Genomic DNA, 21,660 nt, shown 5'->3' with positions numbered 1-21,660 from the left:
CGACAGACCTGCGCCGCATGGATCATCCGAAGTGAATCGCCTGCATCGTGATCCAACCACGGTTTGCAGGCCGTCATCGGGTCGATTGCCCCCGGCGCTTCCGCAAGGCCGTCGCCACCATCCTGTCGGAGGCCACAGTAATGATGGGCGCTGTCCTCTGGTTGCTCTGACCGCCGCGCGCGCCTAGATTGCCGCAACCCACCGGATCGGAACGCAGCACCCCATGTCAGACAAACCCGCCTATCAGGTCCTCGCGCGGAAATACCGTCCGGAAACCTTCGCCGACCTCGTCGGTCAGGATGCGATGGTGCGCACGCTGAAGAATGCCTTTGCCGCTGACCGCATCGCGCAGGCCTTCATCATGACGGGCATCCGGGGGACGGGTAAGACCACGACCGCCCGGATCATCGCCAAGGGCATGAACTGCATCGGCCCCGACGGCCAGGGTGGCCCCACGACCGACCCCTGCGGCGTCTGCGAGCATTGCGTGGCCATCATGGAAGGCCGCCACGTCGACGTGATGGAGATGGACGCGGCCTCGAACACCGGTGTGCAGAACATCCGCGACGCCATCATCGAGACGGTCAGCTACCGCGCGGTTTCGGCACGCTACAAGATCTTCATCATCGACGAAGTCCACATGCTGTCGAAAAGCGCGTTCAACGCGCTGCTGAAAACGCTGGAAGAACCACCAGCCCACGTGAAGTTCATTTTTGCCACCACGGAAATCCGGCAGGTCCCGGTCACCGTCCTGTCCCGCTGCCAGCGCTTCGACCTGCGCCGTATCGAACCCGAGGTAATGATCGGCCTGCTGAACCGCATCGCCAAGGCCGAGGACGCCCAGATCAGTGCCGATGCGCTGGCCCTCATCACCCGCGCCGCCGAAGGCTCCGCCCGCGACGCAACCTCGCTGCTGGATCAGGCGATCAGCCATGGCGCCGGGGAAACCACCGCCGATCAGGTGCGGTCGATGCTGGGCCTCGCGGATCGCGGCCGCGTGCTGGACCTTTTCGACATGATCCTGCGCGGCGAGGCGGCCGAGGCGCTGAACGAATTGTCGACCCAATACGCCGACGGCGCCGATCCGATGGCCGTGCTGCGCGATCTGGCCGAGGTCACGCATTGGGTCAGCGTTATCAAGATCACGCCTGATGCCGCCGATGACCCCACCATCGGCCCTGACGAACGGACCCGCGGCCTGTCGATGGCGCAGGCCCTGCCGATGCGCGTGCTGACCCGGATGTGGCAGATGCTGCTCAAGGCGCTGGAGGAGGTCGCGGCCTCTCCCAACGCCATGATGGCCGCCGAAATGGCCGTGATCCGCCTGACCCATGTGGCCGACCTGCCCACGCCAGAAGATCTGGTGCGCAAGCTCAAGGACGCAACACCGCCACCGCCCTCGAGCGGCGGTGGCGGCGCCCGCATGGCGCCCGCGACCGGTACGACGCAGGCGATGTCGCGCACGCCTGCCCCCACCCACAGCGGCCCCTCTGGCCCCTCCGCCTCTGCCGCCCCGCAACTGGCGACCGAGGCGCTGCATCACTACGCCCGGTTCGAGGACGTGGTGAACCTGATCCGCGCCCACCGGGACATCAAGCTGCTGACCGAGGTCGAAGGCTACCTGCGCCTCGTCAGCTACAGACCCGGCCAGATCGAGGTCCACCCCACCGACAACGCGGCCCCCGACCTGACGCAACGTCTGGGCGCGCGGCTGCAGGCCTGGACCGGCAACCGCTGGGCTGTGATCGTCAGCAACGACGCAGGCGGGCCCACCATCGCAGAGGTCCGCGATGCCGCCGCCTCTGCCCTGCAACAGCGCGCCACGGCGCACCCGCTGGTGCAGGCCGTGCTGGCGCAGTTTCCCAAGGCCCGCATCACCGACATCCGCACCGAGGCCGACCGGGCGCAAGAGGCCGCGAGCGACGCGCTGGCCGAGGTCGAGGATGAATGGGACCCGTTCGAGGACGGCTGACACCCTTGTTCCGCACCCGCCCCATACGTATCTGAAGACAAAGCACAGCAACGGAGACAGCACGATGTTCAAAGGTTTGGGCGGTCTTGGCGACATGGCCAAGATGATGAAATCCGCACAGGACATGCAGGCCAAGATGGCCGAGATGCAGGACAACCTCGACACAATCACCGTCACCGGTGAGGCCGGCGCCGGTCTGGTCAAGGCCACGGCCACCGCCAAGGGCGAGTTGACCGGTCTCGACATCGACCCCAGCATCTTCAACGGGTCCGACAAGGAAGTGGTCGAGGACCTGATTCTGGCCGCCATCAAGGACGCCCAATCGCGCGCCTCGGACCGCGCACAAGAGGAAATGGGCAAGATCGCCGAAAGCCTCGGCCTGCCGCCGGGCATGAAGATGCCGTTCTGATCGTGACACCCCGCCTCGCTTTTTCTGAAATACTCCCCCCGGAGGGTCCGGCGTCGGTCACATCCCATGACCGATGACACGGAGGCGCTGAACGACCTGATCGTCCTGATGGCGAAATTGCCGGGGCTTGGCCCCCGGTCGGCACGGCGCGCGGTCCTGCACCTGATCAAGAAACGTGGCCAGTTGCTGATCCCGCTGGCCGACGCCATGACCCGTGTCGGTGCCACCGTGCGGGAGTGTCTGAACTGCGGCAATATCGCCACCGGCGACATCTGCGCCATCTGCACCGACGACCGCCGCGCCAACGGTGAAATCTGCGTGGTCGAGGACGTCGCCGACCTTTGGGCGATGGAACGCAGTCAGCAGTTCAAGGGCCGCTACCACGTACTGGGTGGCACCCTGTCCGCCCTGGACGCCGTGGGGCCGGAGGAGTTGCGCATCCCCCGCCTGCTGGACCGGATCACGTCGGAAGAGGTGCGAGAGGTCATTCTGGCACTGGGGGCGACCATCGACGGCCATACGACCGCGCATTACATCGCCGATCAACTGACCGGCGTCACTGTCACGTCCCTCGCCCAGGGGGTGCCCGTGGGCGGAGAGCTCGACTACCTCGACGACGGTACGATCACCGCCGCTCTGCGCGCGCGGCGGGCGCTGTAACGCACCGCCGCGGCGTGTCGTGAAACTTGCTTCAGTTCATCGCCTCGACGATCGGCAGCGGGGTGCCCGTGACGGTGACGGCGTCGCCGCTGCGGGCAAAGGTATAGGACGCCTGACCATAACCCGGCAGGCCGAACGTCGTGCTTTCACCATCGGCGAGGTCCATCTGAAGCATGGACGGCGTCGCATCGGCTGTCCGGGGCGCATAGACGGCGACGACGCCAAGGGTCGTATCAGAGTCGGTAAAGTAGACGGACATGTCCACATCGTCGGTATGCAGCGTCTGCCCCGCCAGCGGCGCGGAGAGGATGATGCTGTCGGCGGTCGCAGCGAGCGGCGTGACGAGCAGAGCGGCGAGGATCATCGTTTTCATGGCATTCTCTTTCATGCAGTGGGCGCGGACAGGGCCGCTATCTATTCTGCATTGCAGCATCACACGACGGTGATGCGTAGAAAACAGACAATCCAACATGACTGGTATGCGTGTAAAACAAGGCATTTCTGCATACAATCGTAGACCGGACGACGCGCGCACCACACCGTGCAGCTGCAGCATTTCGTCAAATGGACATCCAGAAACGAAAATGCCCCCGCGTTTCCGCCGGGGCATTGGGGTAGGTCTGGTCAGATGCGGTCAGCGCTTGCGGCGCATGTCCGTGTCGTCGTCATCCTCGTCGTCATCATCGTTGGTCGCATCGACATCATCGGGCAGGTTAAAGAAGCTGTCGGCGTCGCGGATGTCGCGCTTGTCCTCGACTTCCTCTTCCTCGACCGGCGCAGAGTCGGACAGGCTGAACGTCTCTAGGCCCGCCATCGACGACGGCATCTTGGGCTCGGGTGCAGACCCAAGGCTTGACTCGGTCGACACCAGCTTGCGACGCTCGTCATCGGTCATCGCGGTGCCTTCACGGGCACGTTTCGCGTTGGCCTTCTGCACGGCAGCGTCCAGTTCGGACTGCTTGCACAGGCCCAGCGCCACCGGGTCGATGGGGTCGAGGTTGTTGATGTTCCAGTGCGTCCGCTCGCGGATCGCGGCGATCGTGGGCTTCGTCGTGCCGACCAGCTTGCTGATCTGGCTGTCCTCCAGCTCCGGATGGAACTTCACCAGCCAATAGATCGACGCCGGGCGATCCTGACGCTTGGACAAGGGCGTGTAGCGCGGGCCGCGGCGCTTTTCCTCGCCCTGGGCTGCGGCGTTGAACTTCAGCTTCAGCTTGTGCTGGGGGTTCGCTTCGGCGCGGTCGAGTTCGTCCTGCGTCAGCTGGTTGTTGCTGATGGGATCGAACCCCTTCACACCGGTCGCCACGTCGCCATCGGCGATGCCCTGCACCTCCAGCGGGTGCAGCCCGCAGAAGTCGGCAATCTGCTGGAACGTCAGCGTCGTGTTGTCGCACAACCAGACGGCGGTGGCCTTGGCCATGATCGGTTTATCGGACATCGTCTTCACTCCTAACCTTGTATTTCGACAAGCCTCCCTCGGGCCCTTGCAGGGGCTGACCGCATGGGCCGGGTTCACATTGTCGGGGAACTTGGGTCATATATAGGGAAAGCCGTCGAAATTGGGAAGATCAAAAACATGAAAGCCGTTCTCGCGGCCCTGACACTTCTCCTTGCCGCACCGGTGGGCGCGCAAGACCGGGCGGGCGTGTTCGATTATTATGTCATGTCGCTGTCATGGTCACCGAACTGGTGCGACGCGGTGGGCCGTGCGCGGCAGTCGCCGCAATGCGCACCGGGGGCCGATTATGGCTGGGTCCTGCACGGGCTTTGGCCGCAATATGACATCGGATATCCGCAAGACTGCCGCACCGCCTTTGCCCCGCCCTCGCGGTCAGAGACGACGGCGATGGCCGACATCATGGGGACCGGCGGGCTGGCGTGGTACCAGTGGAACAAGCACGGATCCTGCAGCGGCCTGTCGCCGCAGGCGTTCTTTCGCACTGCGCGCGCGGCCTATGACAGCATCCGCATCCCGCAGGCTTTTGCCAAGCTGACCCGCGACGTGACCCTGCCCGCATCCCTGATCGAGGATGCCTTCGTCGACGCCAACCCTGACCTGCCGCGCGATGGCGTCACCATCACCTGCAAAAGCGGCGCCATTCAAGAGGCGCGCATCTGCCTGACGAAAGACCTTGCACCCCGCGCTTGCGGTGTGGATGCGATCCGCGACTGCACCCTGCCCCGCGCGGCCTTCGGCGCCATCGACTAGGACAGAAGTCGGGTCCAAGTCGTTTTCGCGTGCGACTGCGCCGTTTCCAACTTGCCCCCGGACCGCGCGATGCCCGACAAGTGCGCCAGACCGGCCCTGTTTCACGCCCAGATAAAAGTAAGCCACATGACAAACTATGCCCTCACCGTAAATTGCCCCTCTACCAAGGGTATCGTGGCCGCGATTGCGAATTACATGGCGGACAATGACTGCAACATCACGGATTCGTCCCAGTTCGACGACCCCGAGACCGGACAGTTCTTCATGCGGATGAGCTTCGAGAATGACGGCACCCGCGATCTGGACGGGCTGACGCGGGGCTTTGTCGAGGCGGCCGAAAAATTCGGCATGACCTACGCGTTTCACGACGAAAGCGTGAAGATGAAAGTCGTCATCATGGTCAGCCGCTTCGGCCACTGTCTGAACGACCTGCTGTACCGCTGGCGGATCGGTGCGCTGCCGATCGACATCGTGGCGGTGATTTCGAACCACCTCGATTATCAGAAGGTCGTGGTGAACCACGACATCCCGTTCCATTGCATCAAGGTCACGCCCGCCAACAAGCCGCAGGCCGAGGCGCAGATCATGAGCGTGGTCGAAGAGGCCGGTGCCGACCTGATCGTACTGGCGCGCTACATGCAGATCCTGTCGGACCAGATGTGCCGCACCATGTCGGGCCGGATCATCAACATCCACCATTCGTTCCTGCCCAGCTTCAAGGGGGCCAACCCCTACAAGCAGGCGTTCGAGCGGGGGGTGAAGCTGATCGGGGCCACGTCGCACTACGTCACCGCCGACCTCGACGAAGGCCCGATCATCGAACAGGACACGGTGCGCGTCACCCACGCGCAATCCGCCGCCGACTACGTCAGTCTGGGCCGCGACGTGGAGGCGCAGGTCCTGTCCCGCGCCATTCACGCGCATATCCACCGACGGGTCTTCCTGAACGGCCACAAGACCGTGGTCTTCCCCGCCTCGCCCGGGTCCTATGCCTCGGAACGGATGGGGTAATCGAAAGGCTCTACCGATGACCTCGTCGCAGCAGCCAACCTCCCCCGGCACACGTCTGGTGGACCACCTCGTGACGCCGGGGATCATCCTGCTGACCGAACGGTTCGACGCCTGCGTCGCCTTTTACCGCGACACCCTCGGCCTGCCTGTCTGGTTCGAAAAGCCTGGCCTTGTCTGCCTGCGCTTCGGCGGCGGATACCTGATGATCGAACAAGAGGGCGTCGCGGCACCGGGACGCAAGTCCGTGCAGCAAAATCCGACGATCCTGCGGTTCAACGTGGCCGACGTCCGCGCCATGGCCGCGATGATGACCGCCGCCGGCATTGATGTCACCGTGAAGGACTATGACTGGGGCACGATCGGGACCTTCATCGATCCGGACGGCAACACCTGCGGCCTCAAGAACGCCGACGATCCGTTTTTCGATCTGGACTGACCGCTTATCCGCGTCCGTCCGGATAGTCTGCCGGTCCCTTGACCTCCAGCTTGTTGCCGAAGGGATCACGGATGTAGAACGAATGCCCCATGCCGCGCGCGCCGCCGTGGACCGCCTCGCGCTCGATCGCGACGCCGTGGCGGGCCAGATGGTCGCGCATGTCCTGCGGTGCGAAGGGCGATGTCGCAAGGCAGACGTGATCGACATTGCGCCCGCCCGCTACCGGCGGGATCGCGGCGCTGGCCCCGGCATGTGTCGTGTCCCAGAGCACGATCAGTGCGGCACCGGCCCAGACCTGTTCCATCCCCATCGCGGGATAGGAATAGCCCGGCGCGCAGCCCAGCACGTCATGATAGAACGCCAGCGCGCGATCCATATCGTCGACCAGAAACACGACATGGTCGATGCCGACGAGGGCGAAGGGGGTGTTGCGGTGCGGCATCTGCGCGGCCTTACATCACGAAGGGGCCGGGATCGAAACCACGCAGGGCCGCGTCGGTATCCTGCGCCCGCCCTCCGGCGCGCTGCAGGCGCGTGACCGCGACAGCGCCCGTGCCGCAGGCGATGGTCAGCCCGGACAGCACCTGCCCCGGCTCGCCTGCATCGGTCGTCACCCGAGAGCCGAGCAGCTTCACCCGCTCTCCACCGATCTCGCACCAGGCACCGGGAAAGGGGGACAGACCGCGGATTTGCGCGTCCACGGCGACGGCGGGCTGCGTCCAGTCGATACGCGCCTCGGCCTTGTCGATCTTGGTGGCGTAGGTCACGCCATCTGCAGGTTGCGGCTGGGGTGTCAGATCCGGCAGCGCGTCGAGTGCCGCGACGATCAAGGCGGCGCCCATGGCGGACAGGCGGTCGTGCAATGTGCCGGTCGTTTCCTCAGGGCCGATGTCGGTCGCCTGCCGCATCAGGACCGGTCCGGTATCAAGCCCGGCCTCCATCTGCATGATGCAGACGCCGGTCTGCATATCGCCCGCCATGATCGCACGATGGATCGGGGCAGCCCCGCGCCAGCGCGGCAGGAGGGAGGCGTGGATGTTCAGACAGCCGTGGCGCGGCGCATCCAGAACGGCCTGTGGCAGGATCAGCCCGTAAGCCACAACGACAGCGATGTCAGCATCGAGGGCGGCAAAGTCTGCCTGCGCCTCTGCCCCCTTCAGCGACACGGGGTGGCGGACGGGCAGACCCAGCGCCGTGGCGCGCTGGTGAACCGCACCGGGGCGGTCGCGCTTGCCGCGACCCGCAGGGCGCGGCGGCTGGGTATAGACGGCAAGAATCTCGTGGCCTGCGTCATGCAGGGCGTCGAGGACCGGCACCGAAAAATCCGGCGTTCCCATGAAAACGATACGCATGCGGCAGCCCCTCCCTTGTCACGTTCGGGGCAGCGGATACCGCGGGCGCGTGCGGGATGCTAGCAGCTGCGCGCCAGAACCAGCACCCAGTTCGGACCTTTGGCGCCTTCGGTGATGCCGATGCCCATTTCGGTCACGCGCGGGTGCAGCATGTTGGACCGGTGACCGGCAGAGTGCATCCAGCCACCGATGATCTGACCGGCCTTCGGATAGCCCCAGGCCAGGTTTTCGGCCACGGTGCAGTCCTTGTAGCCGACAGCGCGGACGCGACCCTGAGAGTGGCTGCCGTTGCTGCCCGTATGGCCAAAGAAATTGTGAACCGACATGTCGCAGGCATGCGCCATCGCCGCCTTGCTGAGCGTCTGGTTGTACCGCAAGGGTTTCAGACCATTGGCCTGACGGCTTGCATTGACACCTGCCGCGATCTGCGAGGCCATCTGGTTGGCATTGGCCGGCATCGCGCAGGCGTTGGAAGCGGCAGCCGTCTGAGCGGTCATCGCCAGCAGGAAGGCGGCAATCAGGGTCCTGAACATGGGCATCCTTTGGGTTGTTGGTCGGTGAAGACCTAGACCATCCCGAATCAATCAGGCAACCATGTGGCAACCTTAAGGCGAATTCCCGCCGGTTCCCTGCAAATATCCGCCAAGTGTCGAGAGTGCGTAAAGGACGACCGCCAGCACCACGATTGACGGGCCGGTCGGCGTATCCAGACGGATCGACAGCATGAGGCCCCCGAAGGCGGACAGCGATCCGATCAGGGCAGCGCGCAGGGCCATCCCCTCAGGCGAGGTGGACAGGCGGCGCGCGCCTGCGGCCGGGATCACCAGCAGGGCCGTGATCAGCAAGGCGCCGACGACCTTGATCGCGACTGCGACGATCCCCGCCAGCAGCAGCGTCAGGATCAGGTTTTCGCGGCGCGGGTCGATGCCCGACGCGGTGGCAAGGTCCGGGTTCAGCGTCGCGGTCAGCAGCGCAGACCAGTGAAACCACAGCACACCCAGCACGATCGCAGCGCCGCCCCAGATCACGGCCACATCCAGACGCGACACGGTCAGCACATCGCCGAACAAATAGGCCTCCAGGTTGATCCGCGCGCCGGGGATCAGCGTCACGGCGACAAGTCCGGTCGCCAGCGCACCATGCGCCAGCACGCCAAGGATCGTGTCCGTTCCCTGCGCCCGGTCCGACAGGCGATGGATCAGCAACGCCACGACAAGTGCGACCGCCACGACACCCGCAAAGATCGAGATGTTCAGCGCCAATGCCAGCGCCACGCCCAGAATGGCGGCATGCGCCGTGGCATCTCCGAAATAGGCCATGCGCCGCCAGACCACGAAACAGCCCAGCACCGAGGCGGCGAGTGCAGTGCCAAAGGCCGCAAGGGCCGCCCGCACCAGAAAATCGTCAAGCATGATCGTGAACCGCGTGGTCATGGTGATGGTGATGGTCTTCGTCATGCCCGTGGTCATGGTCGTGACGATAAAGCGCCAGCGCGCCGCCCGTCCCCGTACCGAACAACTCCCGGTAAGCGGGTGCCGCTGAGACGACCTCTGGCGTGCCTTCGCAGCAGATGTGGCCGTTCAGACAGATTACCCGGTCAGAGGCGGACATCACGACATGCAACTCATGACTGACCATCAGGATGGCGCAGTTCATGTCGCGGCGCACCGCCTCGATCTGGCGGTAGAATCGGGCCGCACCGGGCTGGTCCAGTCCTTGCGTCGCCTCGTCGAGGATCAGAAGCTGCGGGCGGGACAGGATCGCACGCGCCAGCAGCACGCGCTGGAACTGCCCCCCGGACAGGTCCGTCATCTGACGACCGGCCACGTCCGGCACGCCCGCCGTCTCCAGGGCCTGCAGGGCCTCTGCCTCTGGCACGCGGTGTGGCAGATTGAGGAACCGCCGCGCCGTCAGCGGCAGGGTCGCGTCGATGGCGAGCTTTTGCGGCACATAGCCCAGACGCAGGCCGGGGCTGCGTGTGACCTGCCCGCGATCGGGGCGCAGGGCACCGATCAACACGCGCAGCAGGGTCGATTTGCCGGACCCGTTCGGCCCGACGATGGTGACGATCTCTCCTGCCGCGATGTCCAGACTGACATTCTGCAAGATCGCGGTGCCATTGCGGCTGACACCGATGCCGCGCGCGGACAGCAGGCTCATGACGTAGTCTGGCAGGCGGGGCACAGGCCCTGCGCCTCGACCACAGTCTGTTCGATGGCAAAGCCCGATTGCGCCGCGGCCGATCCCAGCGGCGCGCCGGCGGCGGTTTCCGCAACCTTGTGGCAGCCGCGGCAGATCAGGAAGGCCGGCGCGTGGGCCGCCCCCGGATGGGCGCAGGCGATGAAGGCGTTCAGCCCCTCGATCCGGTGGGCAAAGCCGTTATCGACCAGAAAGCCCAGCGCACGGTAAGCCACTGGCGGCTTTGATCCCAAGCCTTCGGCATCCAGTCGCGCCAGCACGTCGTAGGCGCCAAGGGCCACATGGCTTTCCAGCAGGATTTCTAGCACGCGGCGACGGACGGGCGTCAGGCGCAGATCGCCTGTGGCACAGGTTTCCTCGGCACTCCGCAGGGCGTCATGCATGCAGGCGGCGTGGTCGTGACGGTCGAAGCCGGTCGTCATCGGAATTGCCCTTGTTATGTTATAACATATCTTTTATAGCCCGCCGCACAGTCAATCGCAAGAGGCCCCGATGCGTCACATTTTCACGACCATGTTGATCCTGACCGCAACGACAGGCCACGCCGACGCCCCCCGCGTCGTGGCGGATATCGCACCGATCCACTCTCTGGTTGCACAGGTGATGGAGGGTGTGGGCCAGCCCGACCTGATCGTGCCACCGGGGGCCGACGCCCATCACATGGCCCTGCGCCCGTCCGACGCCAGCACCCTTTCACAGGCCGATGTGGTGATCTGGGTCGGGGCAGAGCTGACGCCCTGGCTGACCGATCCGCTGGCCACCCTCGCCCCCGCTGCGGCCACGCTGACCCTGCTGGACGCCCCCGGCTGGACACCCCGCACCCTGCCCGAGGACGCGGGCCACGCGACCGAGGCCGGCCATCACCACGATTACGATCCGCACGCCTGGCTGGACCCCGAAGTCGCCATGGTCTGGGTCGGCGCGATCCGCGACACCCTGTCGACGACCGACCCGGACCACGCCACCGCCTATGCGGCCAACGCCGACCGCGCCCTGCGCGGGCTGACCGCGCTGCGCAAGACGATCGCAGCGGATCTGGCCGGTCTGCCCGGCGGCACCTGGATCGCGCCCCATGCCGCCTTCGGCTATTTCGAAAACCGCTTCGATCTGCCCTCTGGCGGCGCCATCAGCGACAGCGAAGCAGAGGATCCCGGTCCCGCGCACCTGTCCGACCTGCGCCACCGCGCGGAGGCCGGAGAGATCACCTGCGTCCTGTCGGAAACCAATGAGCCCACCCGCTATGCCGATCTGCTGACCGACGGGACGGAGGCACGTCAGGGCACCATCGACGACACCGGCGTGACGCTGACGCCGGGCGCAACACTTTACGCGGACCTTCTGACCGGGATCGCTGCAACGCTAAAGGGCTGCATCCAGCCCTAGGCGGTACCGAACAGGCCCGTCAGCGCCCGTTGAACCGTGCCCGTGACCGACGGCCGCTTCAACGCCTGAAACGGCAGCGGGCGGCAGACCTCGATCGCGGCGATGCCGACGCGGGCGGTCAGCGCGCCGTTGACGACGCCCTCGCCGAACCGGCGGGACACCTTGGACAAAAGACCGCCGCCCGCCACCGAATGGATCAGGTCGTCGCCGACGGCGACCGCACCGGTCGCCACCAGATGCCCCAGCACGGTCCGCACCAGCCGCAACGACCCCAGCGTGCCGGAGCGTCCGCCATAGATCTCGGCGATGCGCCGGATCATCCGCAGGTTCGACGTCAGCGCCGTGAACACGTCCGCCAGCGCCAGCGGCACCACCGCCGTCACCACCGCGACCTGCCGCGCCGCCGCCTGCACCTCTGCCACGGCACGCGCGTCAAGCGGTTCCAGCAGGCTGCGTTCCGCCAGATCGAGGAGGCCGTCGGCGTCCATGATCTCGGGTGCGCGCTCTGCCAGTTGAGTGCGGCCCCAGGCGGTATCGTCGCGCTTGGCGTAAAGGCTGGTCATGTGGCCCACGACCTTGCGCGCCATCGGCAGATCATCGCCCGCATGGGCAGTTGCCGCCTCGGTCTGGATCGTGTCGATCCGGCGCAACCGGCTGAAGGCCGACAGCTCGCGCAGGGCAATCGCCAGCAGGACGCAGCAGAAAATCACCAGCAATGCACTGAAGATCATGCCAAGGAACGGATGGCTGGCGATCAGGTTGGTGACAAAGTTCCACGCCGCCAGCGACACGACGAAGCCCATGAGGCTGACCAGCAGCGACCAGAACCATTTGGCCAAAGGGGACGCCCGCCGCGTCGCCAGCGCCGCCACCCGTTGCATCGCAGCGCCCTGCGGCGCGTCATCGATGACCATCGGCGCCGTAGCGGGCGTCATCTCGGATGCTTCATCGAGGTCGATCAGCACGGGACGTTTCACAGCCGGTCTCCGATCAGGAACTCTGCGGCCTTGTCCAGCCGGATGTGCGGCGGCCCTTCGCCGGGGCGCAGGGTCATCGGCGCAGGGGCAAAGCGCATCACCTTGTAGTCGCCGGTGCCCCAGTCGGCGGCACCGGCGCGCGCGGGCGCCAGCAGATGCTGCGGATCGTCGGGCAGCGCGCCGGGATAGAAGGCCGCCTGCTTGCCCGTGTCCAACAGCCGACCGCGCACGACATCCAGCGGGCCATCGCGGTGATCGACCGTCTCCTCGACTGTGGTGCGCAGGGCGGCGATGGACATGGCGGCGGTCTGCGCGCCCGCAAAATCGGCGCGGTCTTTCGCCTCGCGCAGCAGGGCCTGCGTAATGGCGGTCAGCTGCGGGTGCTGCGTGTGATGCAGGTGGTCGGCCTTGGTTGCGGCGAAGAGGATCTTTTCCACCCGGCGCCCCTGAAATATGCGGCTGAGAAAGCCGTTGCGCCCGGGATTGAACGCAGACAGGATCTCGGCCATCGCGGTGCGCAGATCGTCGACGGCGCGCGGCCCATTGTGGATCGCGCCCAGCACGTCGACCAGCACGACCTGCCGGTCGATTCTTGCAAAATGGTCGCGAAAGAACGGCTGCACGACGTTTTTCTTGTAGGATTCGAACCTGCGCCCCATTTCGCGGCCCAGGGATCCGCGCGGAAAGTCTGTGCCCGGCAGTGGCGCGAAAGTCAGCACCGGTGATCCCGCCAGATCGCCCGGCAGCAGAAACCGTCCTGGCGTGCAGTCGGAAAAGCCCGCTGCGCGGGAAGCATTCAGATGCGCGGTATAGGCCTGCGCCAGCACCTTGGCAGAGGCTTCGTCCAGCGGCTGCGTGGCGTCCGGCTGCCCCATCAAGGCCAGGTAATCGTCGCCCAACGGGCGTCCCGCGGCGCGGGCCAGCGCGCCCTTCGACCAGTCGGCATAGCTCTGATCCAGCAACGACAGATCCAGCAGCCATTCGCCGGGATAATCGACGATATCCAGATGCACCGTCCGCACACCCTGCAGCCCGGCCATGAAGCCGGTCGGCTGCACTTTCAGCGACAACCGCAGCTCTGAGATCTGCCGCGTCCCCTCTGGCCATTTGGGATCGGGCGCGGTCAGTTGCGCCAGATAGGTCTCGTAGTCGAACCGGGGCAGCGTGTCGTCGGGCTGCGGTTGCAGATAGGCGGTGCGGATGCCCCCATTCGCCGCGGCCCGCAACTGCGGCATCCGCCCCCGGTCCATCAGATTGGCGACGAGCGAGGTGATGAACACCGTCTTGCCCGCACGGCTGAGGCCAGTGACCCCCAGCCGGATCACCTGATCGCTGAAGGGGGCCGTGACGGGGCGGGTGACCGCGCTGGTCACGTTGCCCACGCCGCGCAGGATGCCTTCGGTGATGTCGAACAGGCCCAAGCGGCACCCTCCAATCCGGTTCACCGACAGATAGGGGCTGAACTGCGGCTTGGGTAGGGATTGATTTTGGCGCGGACGCAGCCTAAGCCCCGCGCCATGCCACGTTTTGCCCTGAAGATCGAGTATGATGGCAGCCCCTTTGCGGGCTGGCAACGGCAGGCCGACCAGCCGTCGGTGCAGGGTGCGGTCGAGGCGGCGCTGGCGCGGCTGGAACCCGGCCCCCACACCATCGCCGCCGCAGGACGCACGGATTCCGGCGTGCATGCGACGGGTCAGGTCGCCCATTGCGACCTCATGCGCGACTGGGATCCCTTCCGGTTGTCAGAGGCGCTGACGTATCACCTGAAACCCCTGCCCGTCGCGATCATCGACTGCGCGGGAGTGGCGGACGACTGGCACGCACGGTTCACCGCGACCGAGCGACGCTATCTCTTTCGCCTGATCGCCCGGCGCGCGCCCCTGACGGTCGAGGCCGGCGGGATCTGGCAGGTCAAGATGCCGCTGGATGTGGCGGCGATGCAGGTCGGTGCGGACCATCTGCTGGGCCGCCATGACTTCACGACCTTCCGCGCGGCGCTGTGTCAGGCCGACAGCCCGGTGCGCACATTGGATGAATTGCGCATTGAAAAGGTTCCGACCCACGCGGGACAGTTGCTGCACATCCACGTCCGCGCGCGGTCGTTCCTGCACAATCAGGTCCGCAGTATCGTCGGCACGCTGGAACGCGTCGGCAGTGGCGCATGGCAGCCCGACGACGTCAGAACGGCCCTTCTGGCGCGCGACCGCGCGGCCTGCGGGCCGGTCAGCCCGCCGCATGGCCTCTATCTGGCGGGTGTTACCTATCCGGACGATCCGTTCCGCAACGCCTGATCCGCAACCTCTGCGATGCGACAAACGCATCAGGTTTGCGTGAAACGTGTCACGTTTGCGACTGATCGGTTTGACGCCGTTTGCGTTTGTTTCCTCTTCCGCTACAAAGAAAACGAGGTCGACGAGGGGCAAACAGGTGAAGTTAAAGCAGATCAGTTGGACCGCGGTCCTGTTGTTATCGACAGCCACCGTCGCCGCAGCGCAAGAGGTGACGATCGACGCACCCGGCGCCGATGACACCCTGATGGGTCTGTTGCAGGACGCCTCCCTGTCGCGCAGCATCGGGGACGAAACGGATCCGCAGCCGCAAGATTACGTGGCCGCCGCCCGCGCCGACTATCGCCGCCTGCTGACGGCGCTGTATGCCGCCGGTTATTACAGCGGCACGATCAGCATCAAGGTCAATGGCAACGAGGCCGCAGCAATCGCGCCGCTGGCCGCACCCGACCGGATCGACACCATCGCCATTCTGGTCAACCCCGGCCCGCTGTTCGCCTTTGGCCGGGCCGAAGTCGCACCGCTGGCCCCCGGCACCAAACTGCCCGACGGTTTTGCCCCCGGCAAGGATGCCCGCGCCGACGTGATCCGGCAGGCCGCCGGCGCCGCCCGCACGACGTGGCGCGATCAGGGCTATGCCAAGGTGACCGTCGCCAACCAGCAGATCGTGGCCCGCCACACGGAAAACCTGCTGGATGCCACCGTGACCATCGCCCCCGGCCCGCAGCTGTCCTTCGGCCCGCTGACCGTGACCGGCAACGAAAAGGTCCGCACCAGCGCGATCAACCGGATCGCGGGCCTGCCTACGGGGCAGATCTACAGCCCCGACGACCTGACCAAGGCGGCGCAACGCCTGCGCGAAACCGGCGCCTTTGACAGCGTGTCGCTGACCGAGGCCGAGGAGGTCGGGCCGGGCAACACCCTGCCGATCACCGCGACCATCGCCGAAAGCAAACCGCGCCGGATCGGTGCGGGCGTGGAATATTCCACGGTCGAGGGCGTGCGCCTGTCGTCCTACTGGATGCACCGCAACATTTTTGGCGGGGCCGAGAACCTGCGCTTTGACGCCGCCGTGGCGGGTCTGGGGGGCGGCACGGGGGGCATCGACTATTCGCTGGGCACGGCGCTGCGCATTCCCGCGATCTATGGCGCGGATACCGACCTGACCGCGACGGCCGAGATCAGTCGCGAGGACGAACCGGATTACCTGATCGACAAGTTCAGCACCGAGGTGCTGGTCACACGTCAGCTGACCGACGCGCTGGAAGTGCAGGTCGGTGTCGGTCTGCTGACCGCGAAGGAAGTCACCGATCTTGGCACCCGCAACTATACCCTGCTGACCGCCCCGCTGGCCGCAACCTACGACAAGCGCGACAGCGACACGAACGCCAAGAAAGGCTATTACATCGACGTCGAGGCGACGCCCTTTCTTGCGCTCGCTGGCGGGTCGAGCGGTGCGCGCGGCTATCTGGATGGCCGGGTCTATTACAGCTTCGGGACCGACGACCGCTTTACCGTCGCAGCACGGGGCCAGTTGGGCACGGTCATCGGCGCCGATGAAACCGATGCCCCCGCCGACTACCTGTTCTATGCGGGTGGCAGCGGCACCGTGCGCGGTCAGGGCTATAAGTCGCTGGGTGTCGACCGTCTGGTGAATGGCGAGGTCGTGACCACGGGCGGCACGTCCTACGCCGGTGCGCAGATCGAGGCGCGGGTCGGCATCACCAAGGCAATCAGCGTCGTGGGTTTCTACGACTATGGCTATGTCGGCAGCAGCCCGACACCGCTGGTCGACGGCACCTATCAGGACGGCGTCGGTCTTGGCGTGCGCTACAACACCGCCATCGGGCCGATCCGCCTTGACGTGGGCACCCCGGCCAGTGGCGATAACCAGTTCAAGTCTGTCGAAGTTTACATCGGGATCGGACAAGCGTTTTGAGACATCTCCTTCTTCTGCTGACCCTGCTGACCCTGCCCTTCGCCGCCGTGGCGCAGGACGACGAAGGCGAAGGCTATCTGACCCGGCTGATCCAGGACAACCTGTCCGGCGATGACCGGATCGTGGATATCCAGGGCTTTCAGGGCGCGCTGTCGTCGCGGGCGACCGTGGACCGGATCACCGTGGCCGACAGCGAAGGCGTCTGGCTGGACCTTGAAAACGTCGTGCTGGACTGGAACCGCACCGCGCTGCTGCGCGGTCGCATCGACGTGCAGGAACTGACGGCAGAACTGGTCAAGATCGAACGCGCCCCCGTGTCGACCAGCACGGCCCCCTCGCCAGAGGCGCAGCCGTTTTCCCTACCGGACCTGCCGGTGGGCATCAACCTCGACACGCTGAACATTGCGCGGATCGAACTGGGCGAAAGCTTTCTGGGGGAACCTGTGGCCCTGAACCTGCAGGGGTCCGCCCGACTGGCAGGTGGCGAAGGCGAGGCCAATGTCACGGCCAACCGGCTGGACGGCAAGACAGGCGTCTTCGCCATCGATGGCAGCTATGACAACGGCACCAAGGTCCTGAGCCTGAACCTGAACGTCGAGGAAGGTCAGGACGGCATCGTCGCGCGTCTGATCAACCTGCCGGACCGCCCCTCGCTGAAACTGACGATCAACGGCGAGGCACCGGTCAGCGAATTTGCTGCCACGCTGGCACTGGCCACGGACGGTCAGGACCGGATCACCGGCGATTTCGCCGTGAACTCTACCACCGGGCAGACCGGTTTCGCGCTGAATATCGGCGGCGACCTGACGCCGCTGCTGGCGGATGATTACGACGGTTTCTTCGGGTCCGACGTGTCACTGGTGGCCGCAGGCAACGTGGGCGCCAACGGCGGCTTTGCCCTGACAACGCTGGATCTGACGGCGCAAAGCCTGCGCCTGAACGGGCGCGTGAATGTCGGTCAGAACGGCTGGCCCGAACTGATCGACCTGACCGGCACCGTGGCCGACAGCACCGGCGAACCGGTCCTGCTGCCGATCGGCGGGCCGAAGACCTATGTCGACAACATCGACCTTGCGATCAAGTATGACCAAGCCGTCAGCACCGACTGGACCGCCAATTTCGACATCCGCAATTTCGACCGTCCCGGTCTGGGGATCAACGAGATCACGCTGCAAGGCGGCGGCATCATCGAAAACGGCAATGGCGCGGAAACCGGCCGGATTACCGCCGATCTGGATTATGCCGCGACCGGCCTGCAACTGGACGACGCCGGTGCGGCACAGGCCTTCGGCGACACCCTGAACGGCAAGATCGTCGTGAACCGTGTCGAAGGACAGCCGACCGAGATTTCCACACTGACCCTGAACGGGCCGGGCATCGAAGTCGCCGCGAAGGCCACGGTGCAGGGCCCGTCTGACGGGTTCCGCACGCAGGCCGACGTGACTTTCGATGCAGAGGCGCTGGGGCGTTTCTCGACCCTCGCCGGGCGCAATCTGGGCGGATCGGCGCAAGCTGACGTCACCGCGACCGTCACACCGCTGGACGGTCTGTTCAACATCCTGCTGAACGCCACGACGCAGGACCTTGCCGTCAACGTGCCGCAGCTTGACCCGGTTCTGGCCGGCACCGGCACCGTGTCGGTCCGCGCCGTGCGCGACACCACCGGCACCCGGATCGAGGATCTGGCGGTCAACACGCCAGAGGCAGCGGTGACGGCGAACGCCGACATCACCAGCGGCGTCAGCACGGGCAATTTCGACATCTCGGTCCAGAACGTGGGCCTGATCGCGCCCGGCCTGACCGGCCCCGCGCGGGTCACCGGCAATGCCGACCGCAACGATCTGGGCAACGTGACGTTTCAGGTGAACGGCACCGGCCCCGCCACGACATTCGACGCCAACGGCACGGTCAGCCCATCGGCTGAAGGTCAGACGATCAATGCCACCGTGAATGCGGCGGCCAGCGACCTGTCGCGCTTCAGCCAGATCGCGAAACGCGACCTGTCCGGCGCTGTCGACCTGACGGTGAACGCTGTGATGCTGTCGGACATGACCCGCTATACCGCCGAGGTGCGTGGCACCACGCAGGATCTGCAGACCGGGACGCCCCAGATCGATCCCCTGCTGCTGGGCGCCGGCACCATCGCGGGCGAGGTCGGCTATATCGGCGAGGATCGCTATATCATCAAGGGTCTGGACGTGCAGACGCCGGAACTGTCCCTGACCGCGGATGCGGACGGCGGCCTGACCGGCCCGCTAAGCGCGGATGCCATCCTGCGGGTCGGCAACATCGGCCTGATCGCCGAAGGGCTGTCCGGCCCGCTGACGGTGGCGCTGAACGCCGACCGTGACGATGCGGGCGTGACGGATGCCACGCTGACGGCCAACGGCCCCGGCACCGACATCAAGGCAGATGTCCAAGTCGCAGCCCCCGTTGACAATTATCGCATCACCGGCACCATCGACGCCGCCGTGGCCGACCTTGCACCCTACGCCGTCCTCGCGGGACGGGATATCGCGGGCGGCATCGACATGTCCGTGGACGGGACGCTGCTGCCGGACCTGAGACTGTTCGACGTGAACCTTGTCGGCACGACAGACGATCTGGCCGTGGGCATCCCGCAGGTGGATGCGCTGCTGGCAGGCTCTGGCCGGATCAGCGGCGGCGTGGCGCGGACCGGCCCGGATGCCTTCGCGCTCAATAATCTGGACGTGGCCACACCGCAGCTGACCATTCAGGGCAGTGCCAACGGCGGCATGACGGGGCCGCTGGCCGCCGACATTCAGGCGCAGCTGAACGATGCGGGCGCGCTGGCGCAGGGCCTGAACGGCCCGCTGGCTATCGACCTGAACGCCAGCCGCAATGACGCCGGCACTGCACAGGTCAACCTGACGGCCAATGGGTCGGGCACCGACGTCACGCTCGACGCGCAGGTCGCCCCGCAAGAGGACGACTATCGCATCACCGGCACGCTGAACGCCGCCGTGTCCAACCTGTCGCAGTTCGCGGCATTGGCAGGGCAGCCGATCTCCGGCGGTGTGACCCTGCAGGCCGAAGGCACCCTTTTGCCCGACCTCAGCCAGCTGGATGCGCGGGTGAATGCCACGACAAGCAACCTCGCGATCGGCAATCCGCAGGTCGACCAGTTGCTGCGCGGTCAGGGCACAATTGCACTGGACGCGGCGAAATCCGGGCAGGACATCACCCTGCGCAGCTTTGACGTGCAATTCCCGCAGGTCAGCGCCTCCGGCAACCTCAGCGCTGCCGGTGGCGGCGCCGCCAATGGCACCATCAACGCGCGACTGGCCGACATAGGCCTCTTCACCGATGCCCTGTCCGGGCCGGTCACCGCACAGGGCCAGGTCGGCCGCACCGCGGCTGGCGGCTATACGCTGAACATCGACGCCACCGGCCCCGGTGGCATCGCCGCCAACGCAAGCGGAGAGATTGCCGGCAACGGCAATCTGAATTTCGACGTGACGGGCAACGCGCCGCTTGGCTTTGCCAACCCGTTCCTCGAACCGCGCCGTCTGGACGGGATCGCGAATTTCGACATCTCGGCCAACGGCCCCCCTGCCCTGTCGTCGATCAGCGGTCGCATCAGCACCACCGGGGCGCGCCTGTCCGACCCGACGCTGTCGCAGGCCCTGACGGACATCAACGCGACCCTCGCGCTGAACGGCGGGCAGGCGCAGGTCGATCTGACCGGGAACGTGCAGACCGGCGGCAGCATCGCGCTGTCCGGCCCGGTCACGCTGTCGGCCCCGTTCAACGGCAACCTGACGCTGAACGTGAACGCGGTCGAACTGCGCGATCCGAACCTCTACGAGACCATCGTCAACGGCACCGTGACGGTGAACGGTCCACTGGCCGGGGGTGCGCTGATCGCCGGTCGTCTGGCACTGGGAGAGACCAATATCCAGGTCCCCTCCTCCGGCACGGGCGCGCTGGGCGAATTGCCGGCCGTCACCCACCTAAACCCCAGCACCGCCGTGCGCCTGACGCTCGACCGGGCGGATGTGGCAGTCAACGCCTCTTCTGCCCCGGCCAAGGCGGCCGCCAGCGGTGGGCCGGTCTATCCCCTTGATGTGCGGATCGACGCACCGAACCGCATCTTCATCCGCGGGCGCGGCCTCGATGCGGAACTGGGCGGTTCGCTGCAACTGGGCGGGACGACGGCCAATATCGTGCCGGTCGGCCAGTTCGACCTGCAACGGGGCCGGATCAGCATCCTGCAACAGCGGTTCGACCTGACCGAAGGGTCAGCCTCGCTGCAGGGCGATTTCATCCCCTATATCCGGCTGGTCGCCACGACCCGCGCAGAGACCGGCACGACGATCAACATCATCGTTCAGGGTCCCGCCAACGACCCCGAGGTGACGTTCCAGTCCGTCCCCGACCTGCCGCAGGACGAGGTTCTGTCGCAACTGATCTTCGGGCGCGACATCTCTGAAATCAGCCCCTTGCAGGCGATCCAGCTGGCTGCGGCCGTGGGTGAACTCGCCGGGCGCGGGGGTGGCGGGTTGATCGACAACTTCCGCTCCGGCATCGGCCTTGACGATTTCGACGTGACGACGGACGAGAACGGCAATGCGGCCGTGCGGGCCGGTAAATACCTGACCGACAACATCTATACCGACGTCACCATCGGCAGCGACGGCACGACCGAGATCAACCTGAACCTCGACATCACGGACGAGATCACGGCCAAGGGCACCGCCGGCGCCGACGGCGACACCAGCGTCGGCGTGTTCTTCGAACGCGACTACTGACCCCCCTGCCCCGCCGTCCGCGGCGGGGCAGCACAGCCCCTGTGCGCCCGCGC

20 protein-coding genes are annotated in these 21,660 nt (G+C 66.0%); 10 read left to right on the top strand and 10 right to left on the bottom strand.

Annotation, left to right across the window (positions count from 1 at the left end; genetic code table 11):
- Nucleotides 1-223: 223 nt before the first annotated feature.
- The 3 genes from GLR48_RS08485 to recR all read left to right on the top strand — a co-directional run bounded on the left by GLR48_RS08485 (nucleotide 224) and on the right by recR (nucleotide 3,041).
- Nucleotides 224-1,972 (top strand): DNA polymerase III subunit gamma/tau, encoded by a 1,749-nt coding sequence (locus tag GLR48_RS08485; protein WP_237060777.1) that lies wholly within the window; start codon nucleotides 224-226, stop codon nucleotides 1,970-1,972.
- Between the two features lie 64 nt (nucleotides 1,973-2,036).
- Nucleotides 2,037-2,381, top strand: coding sequence for a YbaB/EbfC family nucleoid-associated protein (locus GLR48_RS08480; protein ID WP_072856564.1), 345 nt, complete (start codon nucleotides 2,037-2,039; stop codon nucleotides 2,379-2,381).
- A gap of 66 nt (nucleotides 2,382-2,447) precedes the next feature.
- A complete protein-coding gene (gene recR, locus GLR48_RS08475; protein ID WP_237060775.1) occupies nucleotides 2,448-3,041 on the top strand; it encodes a recombination mediator RecR in 594 nt (197 codons plus the stop codon).
- A 31-nt stretch (nucleotides 3,042-3,072) separates the two neighbouring features.
- Here the strand turns inward: recR and GLR48_RS08470 are convergent, their stop codons facing one another.
- Together GLR48_RS08470 and GLR48_RS08465 are read right to left on the bottom strand one after the other, a co-directional pair.
- The gene (locus GLR48_RS08470) at nucleotides 3,073-3,414 is read right to left on the bottom strand and encodes a hypothetical protein (protein ID WP_237060773.1); all 342 of its coding nucleotides are present in this window, start codon (nucleotides 3,412-3,414) and stop codon (nucleotides 3,073-3,075) included.
- A gap of 261 nt (nucleotides 3,415-3,675) precedes the next feature.
- Nucleotides 3,676-4,479: a DUF1013 domain-containing protein gene (locus tag GLR48_RS08465; protein ID WP_237060771.1), complete on the bottom strand. Its 804-nt coding sequence runs from the start codon at nucleotides 4,477-4,479 to the stop codon at nucleotides 3,676-3,678.
- A 138-nt stretch (nucleotides 4,480-4,617) separates the two neighbouring features.
- On the opposite strand from GLR48_RS08465, the gene GLR48_RS08460 reads away from it, so the two are divergent.
- From GLR48_RS08460 to GLR48_RS08450, 3 genes are all read left to right on the top strand, one after another.
- Nucleotides 4,618-5,250 carry a ribonuclease T2 gene (locus GLR48_RS08460; RefSeq protein WP_237060769.1) on the top strand — a complete coding sequence of 211 codons (633 nt, stop codon included), beginning with the start codon at nucleotides 4,618-4,620 and terminating at the stop codon, nucleotides 5,248-5,250.
- A gap of 126 nt (nucleotides 5,251-5,376) precedes the next feature.
- Nucleotides 5,377-6,261, top strand: a complete 885-nt coding sequence (gene purU / locus GLR48_RS08455) for a formyltetrahydrofolate deformylase (protein ID WP_237060767.1) — start codon at nucleotides 5,377-5,379, stop codon at nucleotides 6,259-6,261.
- Nucleotides 6,262-6,277: 16 nt separating this feature from the next.
- On the top strand, nucleotides 6,278-6,697 hold the full coding sequence (locus GLR48_RS08450) for a VOC family protein (protein ID WP_237060765.1): 420 nt from the start codon (nucleotides 6,278-6,280) through the stop codon (nucleotides 6,695-6,697).
- Nucleotides 6,698-6,701: 4 nt separating this feature from the next.
- Here GLR48_RS08450 and GLR48_RS08445 read toward each other — a convergent pair whose 3' ends face one another.
- The 6 genes from GLR48_RS08445 to GLR48_RS08420 all read right to left on the bottom strand — a co-directional run bounded on the left by GLR48_RS08445 (nucleotide 6,702) and on the right by GLR48_RS08420 (nucleotide 10,670).
- On the bottom strand, nucleotides 6,702-7,139 hold the full coding sequence (locus GLR48_RS08445; protein WP_237060763.1) for a VOC family protein: 438 nt from the start codon (nucleotides 7,137-7,139) through the stop codon (nucleotides 6,702-6,704).
- Nucleotides 7,140-7,149: 10 nt separating this feature from the next.
- Entirely contained in the window at nucleotides 7,150-8,049 is a 900-nt protein-coding gene (gene fmt, locus GLR48_RS08440) for a methionyl-tRNA formyltransferase (RefSeq protein ID WP_237060761.1), read from the bottom strand.
- Nucleotides 8,050-8,108: 59 nt separating this feature from the next.
- Complete coding sequence (locus GLR48_RS08435; protein WP_237060759.1) at nucleotides 8,109-8,582, bottom strand: CAP domain-containing protein; 474 nt, start codon at nucleotides 8,580-8,582, stop codon at nucleotides 8,109-8,111.
- Nucleotides 8,583-8,654: 72 nt separating this feature from the next.
- On the bottom strand, nucleotides 8,655-9,461 hold the full coding sequence (locus tag GLR48_RS08430) for a metal ABC transporter permease (protein ID WP_237064447.1): 807 nt from the start codon (nucleotides 9,459-9,461) through the stop codon (nucleotides 8,655-8,657).
- Nucleotides 9,454-10,209, bottom strand: a complete 756-nt coding sequence (locus GLR48_RS08425; protein WP_237060757.1) for an ATP-binding cassette domain-containing protein — start codon at nucleotides 10,207-10,209, stop codon at nucleotides 9,454-9,456. The genes GLR48_RS08430 and GLR48_RS08425 overlap by 8 nt, the downstream gene beginning before the upstream one ends.
- Entirely contained in the window at nucleotides 10,206-10,670 is a 465-nt protein-coding gene (locus GLR48_RS08420) for a Fur family transcriptional regulator (RefSeq protein ID WP_237060755.1), read from the bottom strand. The genes GLR48_RS08425 and GLR48_RS08420 overlap by 4 nt, the downstream gene beginning before the upstream one ends.
- A 70-nt stretch (nucleotides 10,671-10,740) precedes the next feature.
- On the opposite strand from GLR48_RS08420, the gene GLR48_RS08415 reads away from it, so the two are divergent.
- Nucleotides 10,741-11,631 (top strand): zinc ABC transporter substrate-binding protein, encoded by an 891-nt coding sequence (locus GLR48_RS08415; protein WP_237060753.1) that lies wholly within the window; start codon nucleotides 10,741-10,743, stop codon nucleotides 11,629-11,631.
- On the opposite strand, the gene GLR48_RS08410 is transcribed toward GLR48_RS08415, so the two are convergent.
- Nucleotides 11,628-12,566: a YcjF family protein gene (locus GLR48_RS08410; RefSeq protein WP_237064445.1), complete on the bottom strand. Its 939-nt coding sequence runs from the start codon at nucleotides 12,564-12,566 to the stop codon at nucleotides 11,628-11,630. The genes GLR48_RS08415 and GLR48_RS08410 overlap by 4 nt on opposite strands.
- 38 nt (nucleotides 12,567-12,604) lie before the next feature.
- Nucleotides 12,605-14,029: a YcjX family protein gene (locus GLR48_RS08405; RefSeq protein WP_237060751.1), complete on the bottom strand. Its 1,425-nt coding sequence runs from the start codon at nucleotides 14,027-14,029 to the stop codon at nucleotides 12,605-12,607.
- 96 nt (nucleotides 14,030-14,125) lie between these two features.
- On the opposite strand from GLR48_RS08405, the gene truA reads away from it, so the two are divergent.
- The 3 genes from truA (at nucleotide 14,126) to GLR48_RS08390 (ending at nucleotide 21,607) form a co-directional block, all read left to right on the top strand.
- Nucleotides 14,126-14,899 (top strand): tRNA pseudouridine(38-40) synthase TruA, encoded by a 774-nt coding sequence (gene truA / locus GLR48_RS08400; RefSeq protein ID WP_237060749.1) that lies wholly within the window; start codon nucleotides 14,126-14,128, stop codon nucleotides 14,897-14,899.
- 136 nt (nucleotides 14,900-15,035) lie between these two features.
- Entirely contained in the window at nucleotides 15,036-16,835 is a 1,800-nt protein-coding gene (locus tag GLR48_RS08395; protein ID WP_237060747.1) for an autotransporter assembly complex protein TamA, read from the top strand.
- Complete coding sequence (locus GLR48_RS08390; protein ID WP_237060745.1) at nucleotides 16,832-21,607, top strand: translocation/assembly module TamB domain-containing protein; 4,776 nt, start codon at nucleotides 16,832-16,834, stop codon at nucleotides 21,605-21,607. Before GLR48_RS08395 ends, GLR48_RS08390 begins: the two co-directional genes overlap by 4 nt.
- The last annotated feature ends 53 nt before the right edge of the window (nucleotides 21,608-21,660 follow it).

It is taken from the genome of Loktanella sp. M215 (assembly GCF_021735925.1).
GTDB lineage: Bacteria > Pseudomonadota > Alphaproteobacteria > Rhodobacterales > Rhodobacteraceae > Loktanella.
Note: the sequence above shows the minus strand (reverse complement) of the source record. Positions and strands in the feature narration are given on the sequence as shown.